This window comes from Calothrix anomala FACHB-343, assembly GCF_014696435.1.
GTDB lineage: Bacteria > Cyanobacteriota > Cyanobacteriia > Cyanobacteriales > Nostocaceae > Aulosira > Aulosira anomala_A.
This window is the reverse complement of record NZ_JACJQG010000115.1, coordinates 1-18,646: the sequence shown is the minus strand read 5'-3', so window position 1 is coordinate 18,646 and position 18,646 is coordinate 1. Positions and strand designations below refer to the sequence as shown.

12 protein-coding genes and 1 pseudogene are annotated in these 18,646 nt (G+C 40.6%); 9 read left to right on the top strand and 4 right to left on the bottom strand.

Annotated elements, in window-relative coordinates:
- Positions 1 to 99: 99 nt before the first annotated feature.
- Positions 100 to 732 (top strand): annotated as a pseudogene (locus H6G08_RS35755) (ISL3 family transposase); the annotation flags it as partial.
- 32 nt (positions 733 to 764) lie between these two features.
- The gene (locus H6G08_RS35750; protein WP_190551881.1) at positions 765 to 1,289 is read left to right on the top strand and encodes a plasmid pRiA4b ORF-3 family protein; all 525 of its coding nucleotides are present in this window, start codon (positions 765 to 767) and stop codon (positions 1,287 to 1,289) included.
- Positions 1,290 to 1,393: 104 nt separating this feature from the next.
- Here H6G08_RS35750 and H6G08_RS35745 read toward each other — a convergent pair whose 3' ends face one another.
- Positions 1,394 to 1,666: a hypothetical protein gene (locus tag H6G08_RS35745; protein WP_190551879.1), complete on the bottom strand. Its 273-nt coding sequence runs from the start codon at positions 1,664 to 1,666 to the stop codon at positions 1,394 to 1,396.
- 623 nt (positions 1,667 to 2,289) lie between these two features.
- Between H6G08_RS35745 and H6G08_RS35740 the strand changes: the two genes are divergently transcribed.
- From H6G08_RS35740 to H6G08_RS35720, 5 genes are all read left to right on the top strand, one after another.
- On the top strand, positions 2,290 to 3,453 hold the full coding sequence (locus tag H6G08_RS35740) for a sigma-70 family RNA polymerase sigma factor (RefSeq protein ID WP_190551877.1): 1,164 nt from the start codon (positions 2,290 to 2,292) through the stop codon (positions 3,451 to 3,453).
- Between the two features lie 17 nt (positions 3,454 to 3,470).
- A complete protein-coding gene (locus tag H6G08_RS35735) occupies positions 3,471 to 4,655 on the top strand; it encodes a DUF1822 family protein (protein WP_190551875.1) in 1,185 nt (394 codons plus the stop codon).
- A gap of 19 nt (positions 4,656 to 4,674) precedes the next feature.
- Positions 4,675 to 7,038, top strand: a complete 2,364-nt coding sequence (locus H6G08_RS35730; RefSeq protein ID WP_190551874.1) for a CHASE2 domain-containing protein — start codon at positions 4,675 to 4,677, stop codon at positions 7,036 to 7,038.
- Between the two features lie 26 nt (positions 7,039 to 7,064).
- Entirely contained in the window at positions 7,065 to 7,940 is an 876-nt protein-coding gene (locus tag H6G08_RS35725; protein ID WP_190551872.1) for a DUF928 domain-containing protein, read from the top strand.
- A gap of 129 nt (positions 7,941 to 8,069) precedes the next feature.
- Positions 8,070 to 13,505, top strand: coding sequence for a CHAT domain-containing protein (locus H6G08_RS35720; RefSeq protein ID WP_190551870.1), 5,436 nt, complete (start codon positions 8,070 to 8,072; stop codon positions 13,503 to 13,505).
- A gap of 61 nt (positions 13,506 to 13,566) precedes the next feature.
- Here H6G08_RS35720 and H6G08_RS35715 read toward each other — a convergent pair whose 3' ends face one another.
- Positions 13,567 to 15,369, bottom strand: a complete 1,803-nt coding sequence (locus tag H6G08_RS35715; protein WP_190551868.1) for a ShlB/FhaC/HecB family hemolysin secretion/activation protein — start codon at positions 15,367 to 15,369, stop codon at positions 13,567 to 13,569.
- A 181-nt stretch (positions 15,370 to 15,550) separates the two neighbouring features.
- On the opposite strand from H6G08_RS35715, the gene H6G08_RS35710 reads away from it, so the two are divergent.
- Positions 15,551 to 15,697: a hypothetical protein gene (locus tag H6G08_RS35710; RefSeq protein WP_190551866.1), complete on the top strand. Its 147-nt coding sequence runs from the start codon at positions 15,551 to 15,553 to the stop codon at positions 15,695 to 15,697.
- A 21-nt stretch (positions 15,698 to 15,718) separates the two neighbouring features.
- Here H6G08_RS35710 and H6G08_RS35705 read toward each other — a convergent pair whose 3' ends face one another.
- On the bottom strand, positions 15,719 to 16,342 hold the full coding sequence (locus H6G08_RS35705) for a hypothetical protein (RefSeq protein WP_190551864.1): 624 nt from the start codon (positions 16,340 to 16,342) through the stop codon (positions 15,719 to 15,721).
- Positions 16,343 to 16,417: 75 nt separating this feature from the next.
- Here H6G08_RS35705 and H6G08_RS35700 point away from each other — a divergent pair, with 75 nt between their 5' ends.
- Positions 16,418 to 17,359 (top strand): IS5 family transposase, encoded by a 942-nt coding sequence (locus tag H6G08_RS35700; protein ID WP_190551883.1) that lies wholly within the window; start codon positions 16,418 to 16,420, stop codon positions 17,357 to 17,359.
- 317 nt (positions 17,360 to 17,676) lie between these two features.
- Here the strand turns inward: H6G08_RS35700 and H6G08_RS35695 are convergent, their stop codons facing one another.
- Positions 17,677 to 18,279, bottom strand: coding sequence for a site-2 protease family protein (locus H6G08_RS35695; RefSeq protein WP_190551862.1), 603 nt, complete (start codon positions 18,277 to 18,279; stop codon positions 17,677 to 17,679).
- Positions 18,280 to 18,646: the final 367 nt, after the last annotated feature.

Sequence of the window (18,646 nt, the reverse complement as noted above, 5' to 3'; positions counted from 1 at the left end):
TTACCCGAAACTTCAGAAACCTTTATCTACCTTGCTATGATCCGTATTATGGTGAGGCGGCTAGCATAAAATTTGACCCCTAAAAACTTTTCAAACACCCTCTTAGAACAAATAGAAGAAATAAGTATAGATTTGTGGCAGGGCTATAAAAATTTAGTAACAGAATTAATGCCGAATGCTCAAGTAGTCGCAGATAGATTTCATGTAATGACACAGATAAATCAAGAGCTAGATAAACAAAGAAAAACCGAAAAACGAAATGTAGAGGAATTAATCAAAAAAGCAGAATTAGCTGCTGATAAAGCGGAATATGAACAAATAATTGCCGGATTGAAGAATAGCAAATATTCCCTCTTGAAAAATGAAGATAACTTAACTGAAGAACAAGCTAATAAACTTATTCAAGTTAAAAATGTATCTCCTATTCTCAAAGTAATGCATGAACTCAAAGAAAAAATTAGAAAAATTTTCAATCAAACAGACGATTGGTATACCGGAGTATTTAAATTAGGTATGTGGCTCTCGAAAGCTAAAAAATATTTTCCCAGTAGCAACAATACTATTATTCGTTGGTTGGATGAGATAATCGCTTATTTTGACAATGGTACAACCAGTGGTGTTGTGGAAGGCGTTAATAATAAACTCAAGCTCATTAAACGCTCTGGTTACGGTTTTAGAAACTTTGAAAATTTCCGAATTAGGTGCTTATTGAGTTGGCATTTTAGCTGTTAGTTTAGCATAACAAGTCCTGAAGAACCAAAATTATGGGTAAAACTAAAAAATCAGAAAATGTTGCTAAAAAAGTAGTTAACTCTTCTGCAGATGGGTTATATGTACTGGATGTATTTTTAATTGGTGGCCCCATTACCGAGGAGTTTATTGCTGATAATCCAGTAGTGTCTCGAACTATTGAGATTAAAGGCAGTAATACTTTGCAGGAGCTTCATAAAATCATCTTCAAGGCATTCGACCGCGAAGAAGAGCATATGTATGAATTTCAAATTGGCGGAAATGGCCCGCAAGATCCAAATGCCAGAAGGTACGGTTTGAAACAAGCATTTTCCAGTTCTGGTTTGACACCAACGCCTACAGGCGATGTTTCTAGTACTTCAATTGCTGATCTAAGCTTATCAATTGATGAGGCTTTTGGTTACTGGTTCGATTTTGGGGATGATTGGTGGCACCAGATTAACGTCACAAACATCTTAGACAAGGCCCCTGCGGGCAAATATCCCAGAATTAGCAAGCGCATTGGAGTTAGCCCTCCTCAATACGCGGATTTTGATTAGTATGTCTCTTCAAATGTACGGAGTTGTTTTAGAAATCAACACTAGTCCTATATTGCAACTATACAAAAGTACAATAGTTGTTGCAAGTAAGCATAGAGACAATATCAATCACAAAAATTATCAATACGTAAATCTCGCCAGATGTCAGAAACCTGCCAGCCAGTGTTACCCACAGACTGGAGAACTGGAGTATCTTGCACTGGAGCGTAGACGTGAAGATATTCTCTTGATTGGCTTTCTACCTGTAAATCCGGCTGCTGGTTAATGATAGGTTCATCAGCAGGGACTGTCTCTGAAGGAGCAACTTCCTCAAGTGCTGGCTGTGAAGTAACAGACTTTTTGACAATCAATAGTTCCGGTTTTTTGATAGGTTTCATGTGTCTTGGTGTCAAAACCTTGATAACAGAAAAACAGATGTAGCTAAAAATTGTGTTAGCGACTCATCTATGGTGAGTGATTGCACAGCCCTTCACAAGTAGTGAAAACAAGGTAATCTGTTCGGTCTGTTGAAGGGAGCAATTGAGTAGTCGCAAGCGATGTTCACCCATTAGGTCAGCGTAAATCCGCTCTTTGTGGCTGGTAAACCCAAGGGATCGAGTGATTTCTCTGTCTCTATTTTGTCCAGTGCCCATAAAAGTTTGGCTTATCCAGATATTAAACGCTGACAGTTTATACAAACTATAAAGTTGAATCTATAGTTATATTTCTTACAATTAGGTAAAAATCGTTTATATACTCTTGATTACTAGGTATGGCTAAGGATATGTACAGTTCTTTTTAACATACTCTCAGAAATTATGTTGAGACTTGAGCCATTCCTGGTAGAATCATGGCAAGATTTTATAACATTGAGTTGTCTGATTGACAACCGTAGTTTTACCACTGTCTCTGAGAATTCTATTTCTGCAACGCTTGTGACTTTATTATCCCCTTTGTTAAGCTCCCTACTCTTGACAGAAGAACTTTTATGGGAATATGCCCTCGTCTAACACTCATTGAGATGTTTTCTACCTTCATCCATCTAGAAGCAGGTCGCTTTGGTTATTGGATACCAGATTCCAATCTGCGTCAAAGTATGCAGAGTTGTTTGGAAACTACTAAGCCAGACCAGTCAGATCCAGAAAATTTTTGGGTAAAACATTGGCATGAGTTGTGGCAAGAACACAAGACCGATTTGGCGCGAATGCATCTGTTTGCGTATCTACAAGAGCCGATGTACTGGACTGCCGGGCAAATATTAAAAAAATTTACGAGTCCCCAACGCAATTTAGAAGATTATTTTCAAGATTCACACACTTACTTTGAAACTGTATTAACAAAATTTAATCCCCAAGCAGGTACACTGAAAAGTTTTGCAGCGACAGTGTTACTGAACGTATTGAGAAATCATATACGGGAGGAAGGAGAAGCAGCACTTTGTACTGAATGGTCACTGTTACGACGGATTGGTAAAAAGCGATTGCTGGAAGCCCTAGAGCAGCAAGGATTAACAACAGCGCAAATTACCCAATATTGTTTAGCCTGGAAATGCTTTAAGGAAGTATACGTCCCCAGACAACGGGGAGGAACCAATCGTTTACCAGAACCGACTGCTGAACAATGGGAATCCATTGCCAATATTTACAACAGCGAGAGGCTGAATTTATCTCCACCTAGTCAGTCTTGTAATGCAACAATAATTAAGCAATGGTTGCTACAAACAGAGAGAATCGTCAGAAAATACTGGTATTCTTCACCATGCACTGTTTTTGATGAAGAAGTTGAGTTACCAGATCCATCTGACTCGCTCATAACTCAGTGGATTGCAGCGGAGGATGAGTGGCTTCGGAAAAACCAGCAGACTCAAATTTATGATGTATTAATTGAAACAATATCTAGGCTAAAACCAGAGTGGAAGCTGGTACTAAAGCTTTACTACTGCCAAAATCTCACGTTACAGCAAATTGCCAAAGACTTAAACAAACCTTATTGCTGGGTTCAGCAACGAGTGCATAAAGCACAAACAGTACTCTTACTGGCATTGGTGGATTGGGGACAAACTTGTGCAGAAGTTGAAGGCAGAGTGAACATTCCACCAACACCAAACCAAGTAAACAGTATGAGCGCAATCTTGAAACAATGGTTGAAGATTCGCTGTTGCGAACTAGAATCCCATTTGTCGTAGCCGCAGGAGAAAGTGAAATGTCTTTTACACTGGCAGAATCTACTGAATGGTGGTTTGAAATCCCACCAGATTTACAAGAACAGTACTGGCGGCAAAGTCAGGCTCATACAACAGATAGTAGATGCTGGAATGCCTATCTCAATCAACTTTGCCTGAGTCTGATTTTAGATTGGATACGCACTGAAGAAGCTCCAGAAGCTACTAGCTGGCTTATTCCTGAGGCAGCCTCTGCGGTATGGGAGTTTGTCAATGGGTCTGCTATTCAGATCGCCAATCAACGGTTGGTGTTAATTCCAACTGAGGTGATTGAGGACGATTTGGAAATACCTCAAGAATGGGTAGATATTCCCAGTTGGGCAGGGGATTATTACTTAGGAGTAGAGGTGAGCTTAGATGCTGAGAGTCTCAGAGTTTGGGGATATGCTACTCATCTGGAGTTGAAAACCCTAGGTAGTTATGACCCTGACGATCGCTTCTATTTCCTAGATGCACAACAGGTAAGCACAGACCTTACTACTTTTTCGGTGATCCGACAACGCTGCATTAATGAACAGACTAGGGCGGCGATCGCACCTGTGCAAACTATACTTGAATCCCAAGCTGACAACCTGATTGAACGACTTAGTAAACCTTTAGTCACCTTTCCCCGGTTGGAAATTCCCTTCCCAATATGGGGAGCTTTGCTGGCACAAGATGAATGGCGACAAAGACTTTATAACCAACGACTAGATCCTTCTCACAAGCAACCTGCTCGACTGAGTAAGTGGCTTCAAGAAAGCGTTGAAGCACTCGAATCCTTGTGGCAAAACCCTGAAGTTTTTTTAGAAAGAAATTATGTTAGAAAGTCAAGGGCTGAACAAGAAGATGGGGTGAAAAAAGCTAAATTAATTGACTTGGGAATTCAGTTGCGCTCTCAATCTGTGGTTTTATTAGTTGCGATCGCCCCTGAGAATGAAGAAAGAGTGAGTGTGTGTGTACAACTGCATCCCACGCCTGAAGAAAGATTTTTACCTCAGAATTTGAAATTAGCTTTAGTTTCCACCGCCAAAGATGTTGTGACTGAAAAGCTTGAGCAAGAAGTTGACTCAAGAGAACAGGATAACTATATTCAGCTAAAACGCTTTAAAGGAAAAGTGGGTGAATCTTTTAGCGTCCAAGTTACTTTTGGGGAAGCCAGAGTTACAGAAGATTTTGTCATCTAATACCTAGAAAAGCACAACAATGAGTAAAAAAATCATTTTCAGTTTCCTGGGGGGCGATTTAAGAACTGGGTTTCCAGTTGTAACAGTGCAGATTTCAGATGACGACAGAGAATCGTTAGCGATGAAATTGAGAGGAAGCCTACCACCTGAACCAAAACTTCCTGAACTCTACAAACGGTGGCGAATTCTTTATGACGCGCTTCAGCATCGCTCTAACGGCAATACTCGGCTCGATATTGAAACAGATGATATAACTTGTGTTTCAGAAAGAGAATTTAGTGATTTGTGTCAGCAGTTTCAAGAGACTTTCAATTCTTGGATGAAAGCTTGGATTAAGTCAGGTTCATTTCTAGATATTGATGAACAATTGCGAACAAAACTCAATCTTCATGAAGAAATTCGGATTTTGATAGAAACTGATGACCCAGGACTGCGGACATTACCCTGGCATTCATGGGCTTTTCTAGAAGATTACGATCGAGCTGAAGTTGCTTTTATTCCACAGTTTTGGAAGCATCCTAAGTTTGCCTCCATGCCACTATCACGGCAAATAAGAATATTAGGAATTTTAGGAGCTAGTGATGGGATTGATACTCAGAAAGATTGGGAATTAATTAAGAAAATTGATGGTGTGCATCTGTGGACTCTTCCGAAAGAGCCGAAGCCGGAAGACTTAAATAATATTTTATGGGACAAGAAGTGGGACATTCTCTTTTTTGCGGGACATAGCTCTAGTGAAGCCAATCATCTAACAGGGCATATCAACATTAATGAAAAGGATAAGTTGACAATTGCTCAATTGAAACATGCATTAAAAGTTGCGATTAATAACGGGTTGAAGTTGGCAATTTTTAACTCTTGTGACGGTTTGGGTTTAGCACATGAATTGGCTGAGTTGAATATACCTCAAATCATTGTGATGCGAGAATCTATACCTGATGAAGTTGCCCACAATTTTTTGCAGTATTTCTTCAAAGGATTTTCTCAGAGAAAATCCTGTTACTTAGCTGTGCGAGAAGCACGGGAACGCTTGAAAGGCATGGAGAGCAGGTTTCCCTGTGCTTCTTGGTTGCCAGTGATTTTTCAAAATCCAGTGGTATCACCCCTAAAGTGGGAGCAATTACGTAAAGACTCTACTGTTGAGTTTATAGTCACAAATTTCAGACGCAGTTTCCCCGCATTGGTGATTGGTAGTATGGCTACACTGGCATTAGTCATGGGGGTACGGCAATTCGGGTTTTTAGAATCTTGGGAATTGAAGGCATTTGACCAACTGATGAGGTTGCGTCCTAAAACTGAAGGGCCAGATCCACGTTTGTTAATTATTGAAAATACAGAAACCGAGATAGAAGCTCAAAAAGATGGGCGAGGATCATTATCGAATGGTACTCTCAATCAACTACTCGATAAGTTAGAGCAGTATCAACCTGCTTTGATTGGGCTAGATATTTATCGGTGGATGCCTATAGAACCTCAATATAAAGCGTTGTCTAAGCACTATCAACAGAATCATAGCTTTATCACCATTTGCTTCGGTGGCGACAAAGATCAAGCAAGCATCAAACCTCCTCCTGACTTACTCAAAGATAAAGACCTTTTCTGGCAACGAGTAGGATTTAACGATACCCCTGTTGATGCCGATGGTAGAATTCGCCGCAATCTATTGTCGCAAAGTCCACCTTCAGGATCTAATTGCGAATCAAAGTACTCTTTTAACTTCCTCCTCGCATACAGATACCTAAATTTAAAGCCTAAAGCTGTTCCAATTGATTTAAATGACAACAGTAAACATGTTCAGATTGGCGATTTTATCCACAAAATATTGGAGTCTAGCGCAGGAGGATATAGTCAGATTGATGCTAGAGGTTTCCAATTGCTTTTGAACTATCGTGCTACAGATTCAATAGCAAAAAAACTGACAATTTCTCAAGTAATTAATGGCAAGTTAAATCCAGATTTATTCAAAGATAAAATCGTTTTGATTGGAACAACCGCCCACAGTTATAATGACTTTCACCTAACACCTTATAGTGAAAATGCATATCAAAAAATGTCAGGTGTTGAAGTTCAAGCTCATATGCTAAGTCAACTTCTCAGTGCTGCACTTGATAAACGACCTCTGCTGTGGTATTTACCCGATTTTGGTGAAATAATTTGGGCAGGTATATGGGCATTTGTCGGTGGCATAATTAGCTTATCTTTTCGGTCAAAAATAGTCATTTTATTCGCGTCAGGGATCGCAGTTATTGTTTTATATGGAAGCTGCTACCTGCTTTTATTACAGGGAGGATGGATGCCTTTAGTTCCGTCAGTTATTACGCTGATTACTGGAGGAATTGTCGTATTTATTGCTGCTAATCTCTTGGTAAAAAACCAGTATTAAAATGTAGTATATTACTTACACAAGTAATGAATTATTTAACCACAACAAAATCTTGGAAAATATTCAGCCTTACTCTGTTTTGGCTGCTGATTGGTTTTACAACTAGTGCTGTATCTATTCAAATACAAGCAAATGTTAATTTGAGCAGTGCTACTAATAAGGCATCGAAGAAAAAACCACAACCATTAAACCCACCAGGTGGAGGTACAGGAAATGGAACGCCTAATGGACGTATACCAACTGGTACTCAAGGACCTTGCAATGATGTTCTTCAAAATAATGGAGACAATCTAATTGCATTAGTACCTCCCTATGATACAGATACTTTGACAACAGAAGCTCAACCAACATTCTGGTTTTTTATTCCTCATAAAGCTGGTGAGTATCACTCAATGAGATTTCAAATAGAAAACGCAGCAGGAAACACGGTATACGACACGAAGCCAACAGTAAATAATACACGACCAGGGGTGATCGGTGTTAGGTTGCCGCAAAATGAAGTATCTCTAGAAGTGAACCAAAAATATCGCTTCAGATTTACCCTTTACTGTAAAGACCCCCAATCAGTAGCAGGTAGAGGCAGCAGCTTTATTGTTACCGCAAGACTCACAAGAGTTGCAATTAATGATGAAGTCAAAAAGAAATTAGCAGCAGCTAAAAAACCTCAAGATAAAGCTGAAATTTATGCGGAGAATGGCATTTGGTTAGATGTCTTAACAACTCTGGGAAATAGCCGCAGATCTGATGGAAATAATTCAGCATTAAATACTGCCTGGGCTGATTTAATAAAAGATTTTGATTTTAAATTCCCAGATCTTGGCTCAAAGCCCATAGTTGATGATGTTCAGCCCAATACCAGTTCTAGTCCCCCTAACGGAAGAATAATAACAGGACCGCAGTAACCCTATTCCGAAAAATTCGATATATGCCCCAAGCTGAATAACTTGGGGCTGATAAAACAAAGGCTGCAAAAATCCACTAAATATGAAAATAGTTACTTCTAAAAAATGATAAACTGCCAATTATATACGATGAATTATTTATTACGAAAAATTGTTTTTTGGCTAATAGCAACTCCTCTAGTTGCAGTTCTCACCGCATTTGAGGTAAAAGCACAAATAACGCCCGCTAACGACGGTACTAACACCATCATTACACCTAATGGTAATCGAATTGACATTACGGGTGGGCAATTTTCCGGGGACAAGGCGAATCTTTTTCACAGTTTTCAAAGATTTGGTCTTGACTCAGGGCAAATAGCTAATTTTCTCTCAAATCCAGAAATTCGGAACATTGTAGGTCGGGTTACTGGTGGCGATGTTTCGGTAATTAATGGTTTAATTCGGGTTAGCGGTGGTAATTCTCACCTTTTCCTGATGAATCCAGCAGGGATTATTTTTGGTTCCAATGCCCAACTTAACGTTCCTGGAAGCTTTACCGCTACTACTGCTAATGGTATAAAATTTGGTTCACAGTGGTTTAATGCTGCGGGTTTCAACGATTATGCAACGTTAATTGGCAACCCCAGCAACTTTGCATTTACAATGGGGCAGCCGGGAGCGATCGTCAATGCTGGCGAGTTGGCGGTGGGGACGGGACAGAATTTAAATTTACTGGGTGGCACTGTTGTAAATACGGGGAAATTGACCGCACCAGAAGGTAAAATCCTCGTCAATGCTGTACCGGGAGAAAATTTGGTCAGGTTGAGTATACCGGGGAATGTATTGAGTTTGGAAATTGAACCTATTACCCAAGGTGGGAACTTACCCAATAATTGGCCAATTCCGGTTAATGCCTTGCCGAAGTTGCTAACAACTGGAGTAAAGGGGCTTAATTTGGGAGTGACTGCTAATGCTGATGGTACGCTGCAACTGCCAAATTCAAATCTGCAAAACAATGCCCAAACTAATGTTAGTATTCCAGCTACTCCAGGTACAACCATTGCATCGGGCAGCTTTGATGTATCGGGGAAAACTGGGGGTAGCGTTGATATTTTGGGAAACCGAGTTGGGTTAGTTGCCGCTAAGGTTAATGCTTCCGGTACTAACGGTGGTGGTAATGTAAGAATCGGTGGCGATTATCAGGGTAAGGGTAGTGTACCTAATGCCTTGCGGACTTTTGTGAGCAGTAATTCGGTAATTAATGCAGATGCGCTTTCCAGTGGGGATGGCGGGCGTATTATTGTTTGGGCAGATGAGACGACAGGATTTTATGGTAATTCTAGGGCTAGGGGTGGTAACCTGTTTGGCAATGGTGGGTTTATTGAAATATCAGGGAAGAAAAACCTCGCCTTTTCAGGTAATGCTGATGTTGGGGCATCTGCGGGTAAACTAGGGACGGTATTGTTTGATCCACAAGATATTAATATTGTCGCAGGTTCTGGTAGAGAAGATGCTCAGTTAAATGCTAATGCACCAAATCAAAATGACCCGCTTGGGGCAATTTTCTTTGCAGATGGGGACGGATTAGACTTCCAAATTGGCAGCACACGACTGGAAAGCATTACAGGTAATATAATCCTTCAGGCGAATAGAGATATTAACTTCAATGCACCAATCAACATCAGTGCTGCTGGGGTAGGGCTAACTGCGGAGGCAAAAAATAACATTAATGTTAATTCCAACATCACAACAAACGGAGGAGACGTTAATCTCAGGAGTGATGGTGCGCTGACGATCTTCGGAAGACCTGTAGTAATTAATACAAATGGTGGTAGTTTTACGGCTGTTGCTAATGGAAATAATACTGTTAACTATGGGATTAGTCTTAACAGCACCATTATTGACGCAGGTAGCGGCAACATTAACCTCACAGGTATAGGAGGAACAACTGCTAGTAGCAATGCAGGTATTATTCTACAGGGGAGTGAATTAAGAACCACTGGTGCTGGAACAATCACCTTGAAAGGCACAGGAGGTGACAGTGGTGGTGGAATCAGCATGTCATTAGGCTCCAAAGTCAGTTCGGTAGATGGAGATATCAGCATAACTGGCGTTGGTAATGGTACGGGAGAAGGAAATGATGGGATCACTCTCATCAGGAACGCAGTTGTGGAATCGACTGGCAGAGGGAATATTACCTTAGATGGTACTGGTAGTAAGGACGGAACTGCCAGGTATAACAGGGGTATTGTGATCGGTGACCTTGATAGTGTACAGTCAACTGGATCGGGAAATATTACCATCATCGGTAATGGTGGAAAAGGAACAGACCAAGTTCTCGGAGTAGAGATTCAAGGAAATGTTTCCTCGGTAGATGGGAACATTAAAGTGACAGGTACTGCTGGAAATGGCTCCGGAAGCGGACAGACCGGAATTCTGTTAAATAGTTCTGCTTCTGTAAAATCAGCAGGAACCGGAAATATTACCCTAGAAGGAATCGGTGGCACTGGTAATATTAGTGGAAATGGTAATAGCAGTTGGGGAATACAGATTGGTTTAACAGCCGGTGCAACAATCAGCTCAGTGGATGGAGATATTACTCTCAAAGGTCAGGGTGGTGATGGTTCCAATGAAGGTATTGTTCTTGGTACTGGGTCTAATCAAGGCAATGGTAGCTTAATCGAATCTACTGGCAAAGGAAATATTACCCTAGAAGGAACAGGTGGGGATGGAACAGTCGGAAGCCACGGAATACAGCTGGGTTCGGATACAGTAACATCAGGAGTTTCCACAATTAGATCGAATGATGGCAATATAACCTTGACAGGTATTGCTGGTAATGGATCTGAGAAAAAAAATGGTATTTATAACTATGTCAATAGCATAGTGGAATCTGTTGGCCAAGGAAGTATTTCTTTAACTGGTACTGGGACTAACGGTGCAGAGGGAATTTTCTACAAAAGCGGCTCAATTAACTCTAATGGCAATGGCAATATTGTTCTCACAGGTGACGCTAGGTTTGACACTCCGCTAACACTTCGTGCCAATACAATTAACCATACCGGCGGTACTTTGTTTGGTAATGGTAATTTCCCATTTATCCTAGAAGCTAACGAAATTACTGTTGGTAATATTGTCAATCCAGGACAACCAATCACTATCACCAGTCAGAATAATATTAACACCGGAAATCTCGACTCTAGCTCTACAACAGGCAATGGTGGTGCCATTAACCTTTCTGCCAATGGGAACATCACTACTGGTTCCATCTTATATGGTTCAGGAGCAGGATTAGGTGGTGGTTCACTCACCGTCAATACTCCAAACACAATAGACTTTTCAGCAGGTATTTTACCTCAAGGAGCCGACACTATCTTGGGTAACGTCACCGCCCCCAACAATGTCCTGTTACCAAACAGCTTCAATACCGGAGGTGGAAGTTTTAACCTTGCTCTCAGTAGAGACTTTAATTTATTGAGTTCTGTAGTCACGGGTGGTGGTAATTTCAGTCTTACCAGTCCCAGCACACTAACAGTTTCTAACCCCATAACTACTAGTGGTGGCAATATCAACCTTCAAGGAACAACCATCAACGCCCCAGCAACCCTAGACTCTAGCAACACTATTGGTAATGGCGGCTTAATTTCCCTCATCGCCCGTGACAGTATCACCGCTGATATCATCAATTCTAGTTCTGCTATCAGCAATGGCGGTAACGTCACCATCGACCCGCAGCGTGATGTTCAAGTTACCTACATCAACGCTCAAGGTGGCACTAATGGCACAGGTGGTAATGTTGACATTACAACCCAGAGGTTATTCCGTGCCACTGGCACATTTACAGACCAAAATGGTATTAACGCGAGCATTTCTACCGCAGGTGGTAATGGTGGTGGTTCTGCCATAATTCGCCACGGAGGTGGACAGAGGTTTATTCGTTTTTCTGTAGGCAACGCCAGCAGAAATGGTACGGCAGGGGCTATTACTACTGGTGATGGAAATTCAATTATTCCAATTCAAAGTTTCCTTGGACCTTACAGCCAAGGCGATATAGGCTTAGTCACCACACCAGCATCAGAAATTGAGTGTAAAGTTGCATCCTGTGAACTACCAAAACCACAAAATATCGATCCGAATATTGCTAGAAATTTAGTTGCTAATTTAAACAACAATCAACTCCAAGACCAATGGACTTTTAGGAGCAGTCCGGAGCTAGGTTTTACAGAGCAATTTGAAACAAAGCTGGGGTTAAGTCCTGCCAAGGCTATCAGTTTGGAAGAAGCTCAAAATATGCTCACCAATATTGAGTCAAATACTAGTAATGCTAAGAATGGTACAATTGGTGCAAAACCAGCTATCATCTATATCACTTTTGTTCCGCCCTCGAAGCCAGGTGGAGTACAAACGGAGCCGAAATTACTTCCAGAATCAAAACAGGAAAAGACTATCTGGCAATTTAATGCTCAGGGTGTTAATGCTAATAATCAATCTGAAAATTCAGATGAATGTCCCAAAGGTAAAGAAAATTATCAACTGCAACTTCTAATTGTTACTTCTCAAGGAAGTCCTGTTCGGAAGTCAATAGAAGCGACGTGTAGTGAGGTGGTAAACGCTGCTCTTCATTTTGGTAATCTTATAGGGGATAGCAGTAACAAGGAAGAATCTTATATTCCTCTAGCTAACAAACTGTACAAATGGATAATAGGAGATTTGATACAAGATTTAAAACAGAAAAATATAAATAATTTAGTTTTCATACCTGATGCTAAATTGCGTTCTTTACCATTTGCTGCCCTGTCCGTATCCGAAGATCCAGAAAAGCCGCATTACTTAGTAGAGGACTATAGTATTGGCTTAATGCCTAGCCTAAGCTTGACAGATACTCGCTACGAAAATATCAAAAAATTTCAAGTTCTAGCAATGGGATCGTCGCAATTTACCGATGCAGATCCATTACCCACCGTACCTTTACTGTTAGACAATATAACTAATGATTTGTGGAAAGGCAAAAAATTGCCCGAAGAGCAATTTACCATAGAAAATCTCAGGTCGGAACGGCGCTCTTTTAGAATTGTACATCTGGCAACCCATGCCTCTTTTGAAGCTGGTATAAATAGTTTAAACAAATCCTATATTCAATTTTCGGGTAACGAAAGATTGACACTTAATCAAATTGGTGAAGTTGAATTTAACAATCCAGTCGCGGAACTGTTGGTGCTAGATGCCTGTCAAACTATTTTGGGAAATGAAGATTCTGAGTTGGGTTTCGCAGGTTTGGCTGCTAAAGCTGGAGTCAAGTCAGCATTAGGAAGTTTATGGAAAGTAAATCCTTTCGGAACTTTAGCACTATTTTCTGAATTTTATCGGCAGCTAAATCTTAAAGAAGTTACATATAAGGCAGAGGCATTACGTCGAGCACAAATCGCTGTATTGAAAGGAGATGTGCGCTATGAAAACGGAAAATTACGCTTAACAGAGGATAAACAATTTCAAATTGATCTCGACTTACAACCAGGTATAATAGACCACAAAATGAGGCATCCTTATTACTGGGCTAGCTTTACAATGGTTGGTAGTCCCTGGTAATTCTGATGGAGAGAAAAAAAGAATTGTAAATTTCACATTTTTACTCTCCATTTCCCATCTACTACAGTTTATAGCGCAGGTTAAAGTAAATGCCATCATCCTGGATATTACTACCCCTGTCGCTTAAATTAATAAAAGGAAATCCATAATCTAACCTGACAGTTAATCCTGGAAATCCCAAAACTTGCTCCCACTGTAAACCTAAACCAGCGCCTACCAAAAACGTCTGATTTGGTAGAGGATTAGGATTATCAGACTTGTTCCAAACATATCCAGCATCAATAAATGGGATTAGTGTTAGTGTCGAATTACCAGAGGAATTACGTTGAATTGTCATTCTACTTTCAACAGATAGACGAAATCCATTATCTCCCGATCGCACGTTTTGACGATAGCCCCTGACAGATTGTCCCCCACCAATCACAAATTGTTGGGATGGTAGTAAACTATCAGGCGTTAGTTGAAGCTCTGCTTGGATAATCAGCCAGTTATTATCACCTCTGTTTCCAATTTGCTGTGCGCGCTGTATTTGACCTAACCAACTAAAAAAGCGACCATCGGGAATAGGAGCTTCGTTGGTAGTTGCATCCAACAAGCCGATACCAAAATTAAATTGCGAGACAAATGACCAGGCTCCCTGATTATCCCGTCGAATATAATCTTGACTAAATCTAATAGTACTGGTACGGCTGACACCATTTTCATCAGGGCCTAGACCAAAAAAGTCAGGTAGGTCAAATATGAATGTCTGACCACTTTGGTAAGTAAAACCAACAGATAAAGCAAACTCTTCTTCCAGAGTTCTAATTAACGGCTGACGATAATTTATCTCGTAAACTTCCTGTTCTCCTCTAATACCAAACTCATCAAAAGGTTTCTGAGTAATTCTGTTGCGGTTAGGAGCTGCTCGCAATTGTAAAGTTCCGTTCATAGCATTGAGGGGAACTTGATAGCTGAAATCAAAAATTTCAGCACCCCCGGTAAATGAACGAGAATAAGATGCCGCAATTTCATCCCCAATACCAGTTAAGTTACGATAGCGCAGATCAACACTAAATTTTTCCCCGCCTACACTGGGAGGAGAATAATTATCTACACCAATGCTACTAACAAAAGAGTCTGCTTCTTTCACACGCACAATTAAATCAGTTTCGCCTTCATTTCCTGTTTTACGCAAACTAGCTTCGACATTTTCTAGAAGTGGATCAACTTTTAATAATCGCAGTGACTCTTCCAAGTTAGCTGTGTTGAGAGGTATACTTACGCCACGTTTCACTCGACTACAAATGTAAGAAGAATTTAACCTTCGAGTTCCCAGAATTTCAATCCATCGGATGCGACCTTCCGTGACTCTAATTTCCTTTTTCTCCTTATCCCAATAGGCTGTTGTATTTATATAGTTTTTATCCAAATACAGTTTAATAATAGCATCTCTCAGTTTTTCTTCTGGTTCAGATTCTTGCGGTTTGGATTCTTCTCTATCAGGCTTATAGTTCTGAAAAGCTTTCTCAATATCTGGTTTATTAAAAGCACTAATACCTGTGATCTGGATACCGTCAACCTCAATTGTCTTGTTGTTTGGTGTTGTAGAATTGTCTATATCTGAGCAACGATGCCCTTTTTCTTCTGGCTTCTGAGATGAATTTTCCTGCGGTGGTGCTTCTGGAGTAGGGGTTGGATTTGAAGTTTGTGCCAATTGATAAGCTGCTTCTAATGTCAAATTAGGTGTTGATTGACTATTAGCTTCAGCTAAAATAGGAATCAAGTTCTCACCAGATTCGGCCTGAGCTTTTAATGAGCTTCCCCCTGCAATACAGATTGCAAATATCACCAGCAGACTGCGTATAGTGCAGCTAGATTTCATATAGCAACTCCTCACAAAACGAGTATTTCTAAAAAATAGTTAACAATAACGTTATCCATTGATAATTGCATTAAGAAGTATTGCAGAAAGTATGGACTAGTGGGAAGTAGTATTAAAGACAAATAGATAAAATTGTTAAATGATATGGATGTTTTGAAAAGGCTTTGAGTTATTGTGGGTTATGCGATCGCCCAATCAAGTGCTTTGGGGAGGAGTGATCGCGATCGTCATCGAGAATCAAGTGCGATCGCCTCCTCCAGTGGTTTGCTTTGGAGCGATCGCGATCGTCATCGAGAATCAAGTGCGATCGCCCAATCAAGCGATTTGAGGAGGAGCGATCGCTAATTCGCTAGCGAATCGGAGCAATATATCCTTTGCCCAAAGTTACTGTATAAGCTTTGCCATTAGCAATTCCTGTAATCAGTCCACTTGAACAACTACCTTGGAAAGTAACAGGGCCTCGACCTAAAAAGTTTTTACCATTCAATAAAGTTCTGATGCTAACCACACCTGTTGGCGTAATTTGAACTCCGTAGGTTATTTGTGATGAAGGCGCAAAAGGATTGCCCGATCCTGGGAGAAAAGAATTGATCGCTCCTGGATTTGTAGACGGTGGATTCCATGTTTGTGTATTCCAACGTCCAGCAATTACACCAACAATAGAGTTATCCGTAACAGAATAACGCAACCCTCCATTAGCGTATTCTACTTGTCCAATAGGAGAGGTCTGCGTAATGTCATTTTCACTCGGAATTTGACCGTATAATATAGCTTTAGAAGGGAGTAGATTTATAGCTGAATGCATGGAAATAGTTGTTAAAACAAATGTAGATTTTCCTTGTTTTGAGTGTTCAATAAGTTCCCGTATTTGGGCTTGACAATCATTAGCTAAAGCAGGATGCATTGAACCTAATAAAAATCCAGAAAATGCTAACGAAATCGTAGTAGATAATAGAACTTTTTGTGCATTCATAGGTGTTGTTGCGTGAATAGGCAAAATGGTAAATTTTACCTATCGCCTAAGTTCGCTCGCCGCGTAGCCCTGCATATGAAGACGAAAGCCCAGTACAAAGTAAAGAATTGGAATGCTTATGATGCTTCCCTCAAGCAACGAGGCAGTATAACTTTCTGGGTAAACGAAGAAGTAATCGAGCAGTGGCGCAACCAGCAAAAAACGGGGAGAAAGGGAGCATCGAATTATTACTCTGATACGGCGATCGCTACAATGGGAACGATTCAATCGGTATTTCATTTACCTGGGCGGCAAGCAGAGGGATTTTTAGAATCACTGTTTATGCTTATGGGGATTGAATTAGCAGTGCCGGATCACTCTACTCTATCCCGTCGTTTAAGCAAGTTGTCGGTAAAACTACCTGTAGTACCAAAAGATGAAGCTGTTCATGTAGTGGTAGATTCAACTGGTGTGAAAGTATATGGTGAGGGCGAATGGAAAGTGCGTACACATGGGGTGGGGAAACGGCGGACGTGGCGCAAATTGCATTTAGGAGTCGATGAGGGGAGTGGAGAAATTTTAGCTGTGGTAGTCACTACCAATGATTTCGCGGATTGTGAGGTGCTACCTGACTTATTGGAGCAGATTGAACAGCCCATAGAGCAAGTATCTGGTGATGGTGGCTATGACACATTTGACTGTTATGACACTATTGCCGAGCGCGGAGCAAAAGCGACAATTCCACCTCGTAGCAACGCCAAAATGCAACAACACTCAAACACTCAAGCACGACTCTATCCCAGGGATGAGAATCTGCGTCGGATCAATCAAGTTGGACGTAAGCAATGGAAACAAGAGTCTGGTTATCATCGCCGTTCTTTATCTGAGACTGCCATCTTTCGACTTAAAACCATTTTTGGTGGCAAGTTGAAAAGACGCTTTTTTGATAATCAGGCTGTCGAGTTATTTCTACAATGTGCTGCGCTTAACCGCATGATCCAGTTGGGCAAGCCTGACACTTATAAAATCGAAAACTAGTTTCTACTCCAATCATAAATTGGTGTGTCTTTCTTTTCTTTCATGCAACAAAGCCGCATTCATAACAAACTCCTGGTAAATTAGGTAAAAACTTTAATTATGGATGAAGCATTATCAATCAGTAGCTTCTGTTAGGTACTTGGTTGCTTACAAGCGAATTATTCACTTTTTAAGTTATAATTTGGCAAATTTTGCCTGATTATTTTTGCATTTACTCACATCTGAAAAGAGTAATCTGAAGGTACAAGGATAGTTTTAGCTGCCTTTGTAAGCCAGACATTTAGACCAAAGTCACTAGAAGTAAGCTGTAAATCCGATTAATCAATTCCAATAAACAGTCTGATGAACAGATCTGACACGACATATAATCCCGAACTCAACCCAGGAGCGAGAAAAAGAACCATCATTGCAAACATTCCCACCCGGTAATCATCTAATACTTTCAGTTGAGGAATGAACTCTCTAAAAACATTAAACCCATCCAGTGGTGGAATTGGTAACAAGTTAAACAAACACAATGCTAAATTTATCTGTGCTGCCAGATAAAAAAACTCAAGGCTGAGAATGTCAAACCGAGTCGCAATTATTAAAAGTACAATCGATAATATCCCCAAAGCCAAGTTCGATAACGGACCTGCTGCCGATACTAGGATATTTCCCCACTTAGCAGACCGGAATTTCCTGGGATTTACAGGCATTTGTCCCCAAGTAATCCCACCAATAGCTAAGAAAATTATCGACTCCCAACCCATATGAACTATTGGATTGAGCGTCATGTGCCCGGTTTTACGAGGTGTATCATCTCCTTGGCTCAAGGCGGCAAAACCATGAGCAAGTTCATGTAGCGTTACGGAGATAATCACGATCGCAACAATTCGCAAGTACCGAATTGGATCTTCAGATAACATTTGAATAAGCATTGGTTTTAGCTCCCTGTAGAACTTACACGCAATTCAACACTATTAGGAACTTCAAGTAACTCAGCACCTGTTTGGACTGGTATACTTTACCTAGCCTGGTTTTCCAATACATGAGGAGTAGAAGTATTATGAGAAGGTTGTGGATGAACTAACCGACCATGCCAAAAGTAAATCTGGAATACAACAGCTATCAGCGCTGCGATTGTTGCTAATATTTGCGATTTCCGATTAAGTGGTAGCCAAATGTTTTGGGAATGCTTAGAGGGTGTTTGAAAAGTTTTTAGGGGTCAAATTTTATGCTAGCCGCCTCACCATAATACGGATCATAGCAAGGTAGATAAAGGTTTCTGAAGTTTCGGGTAATAAC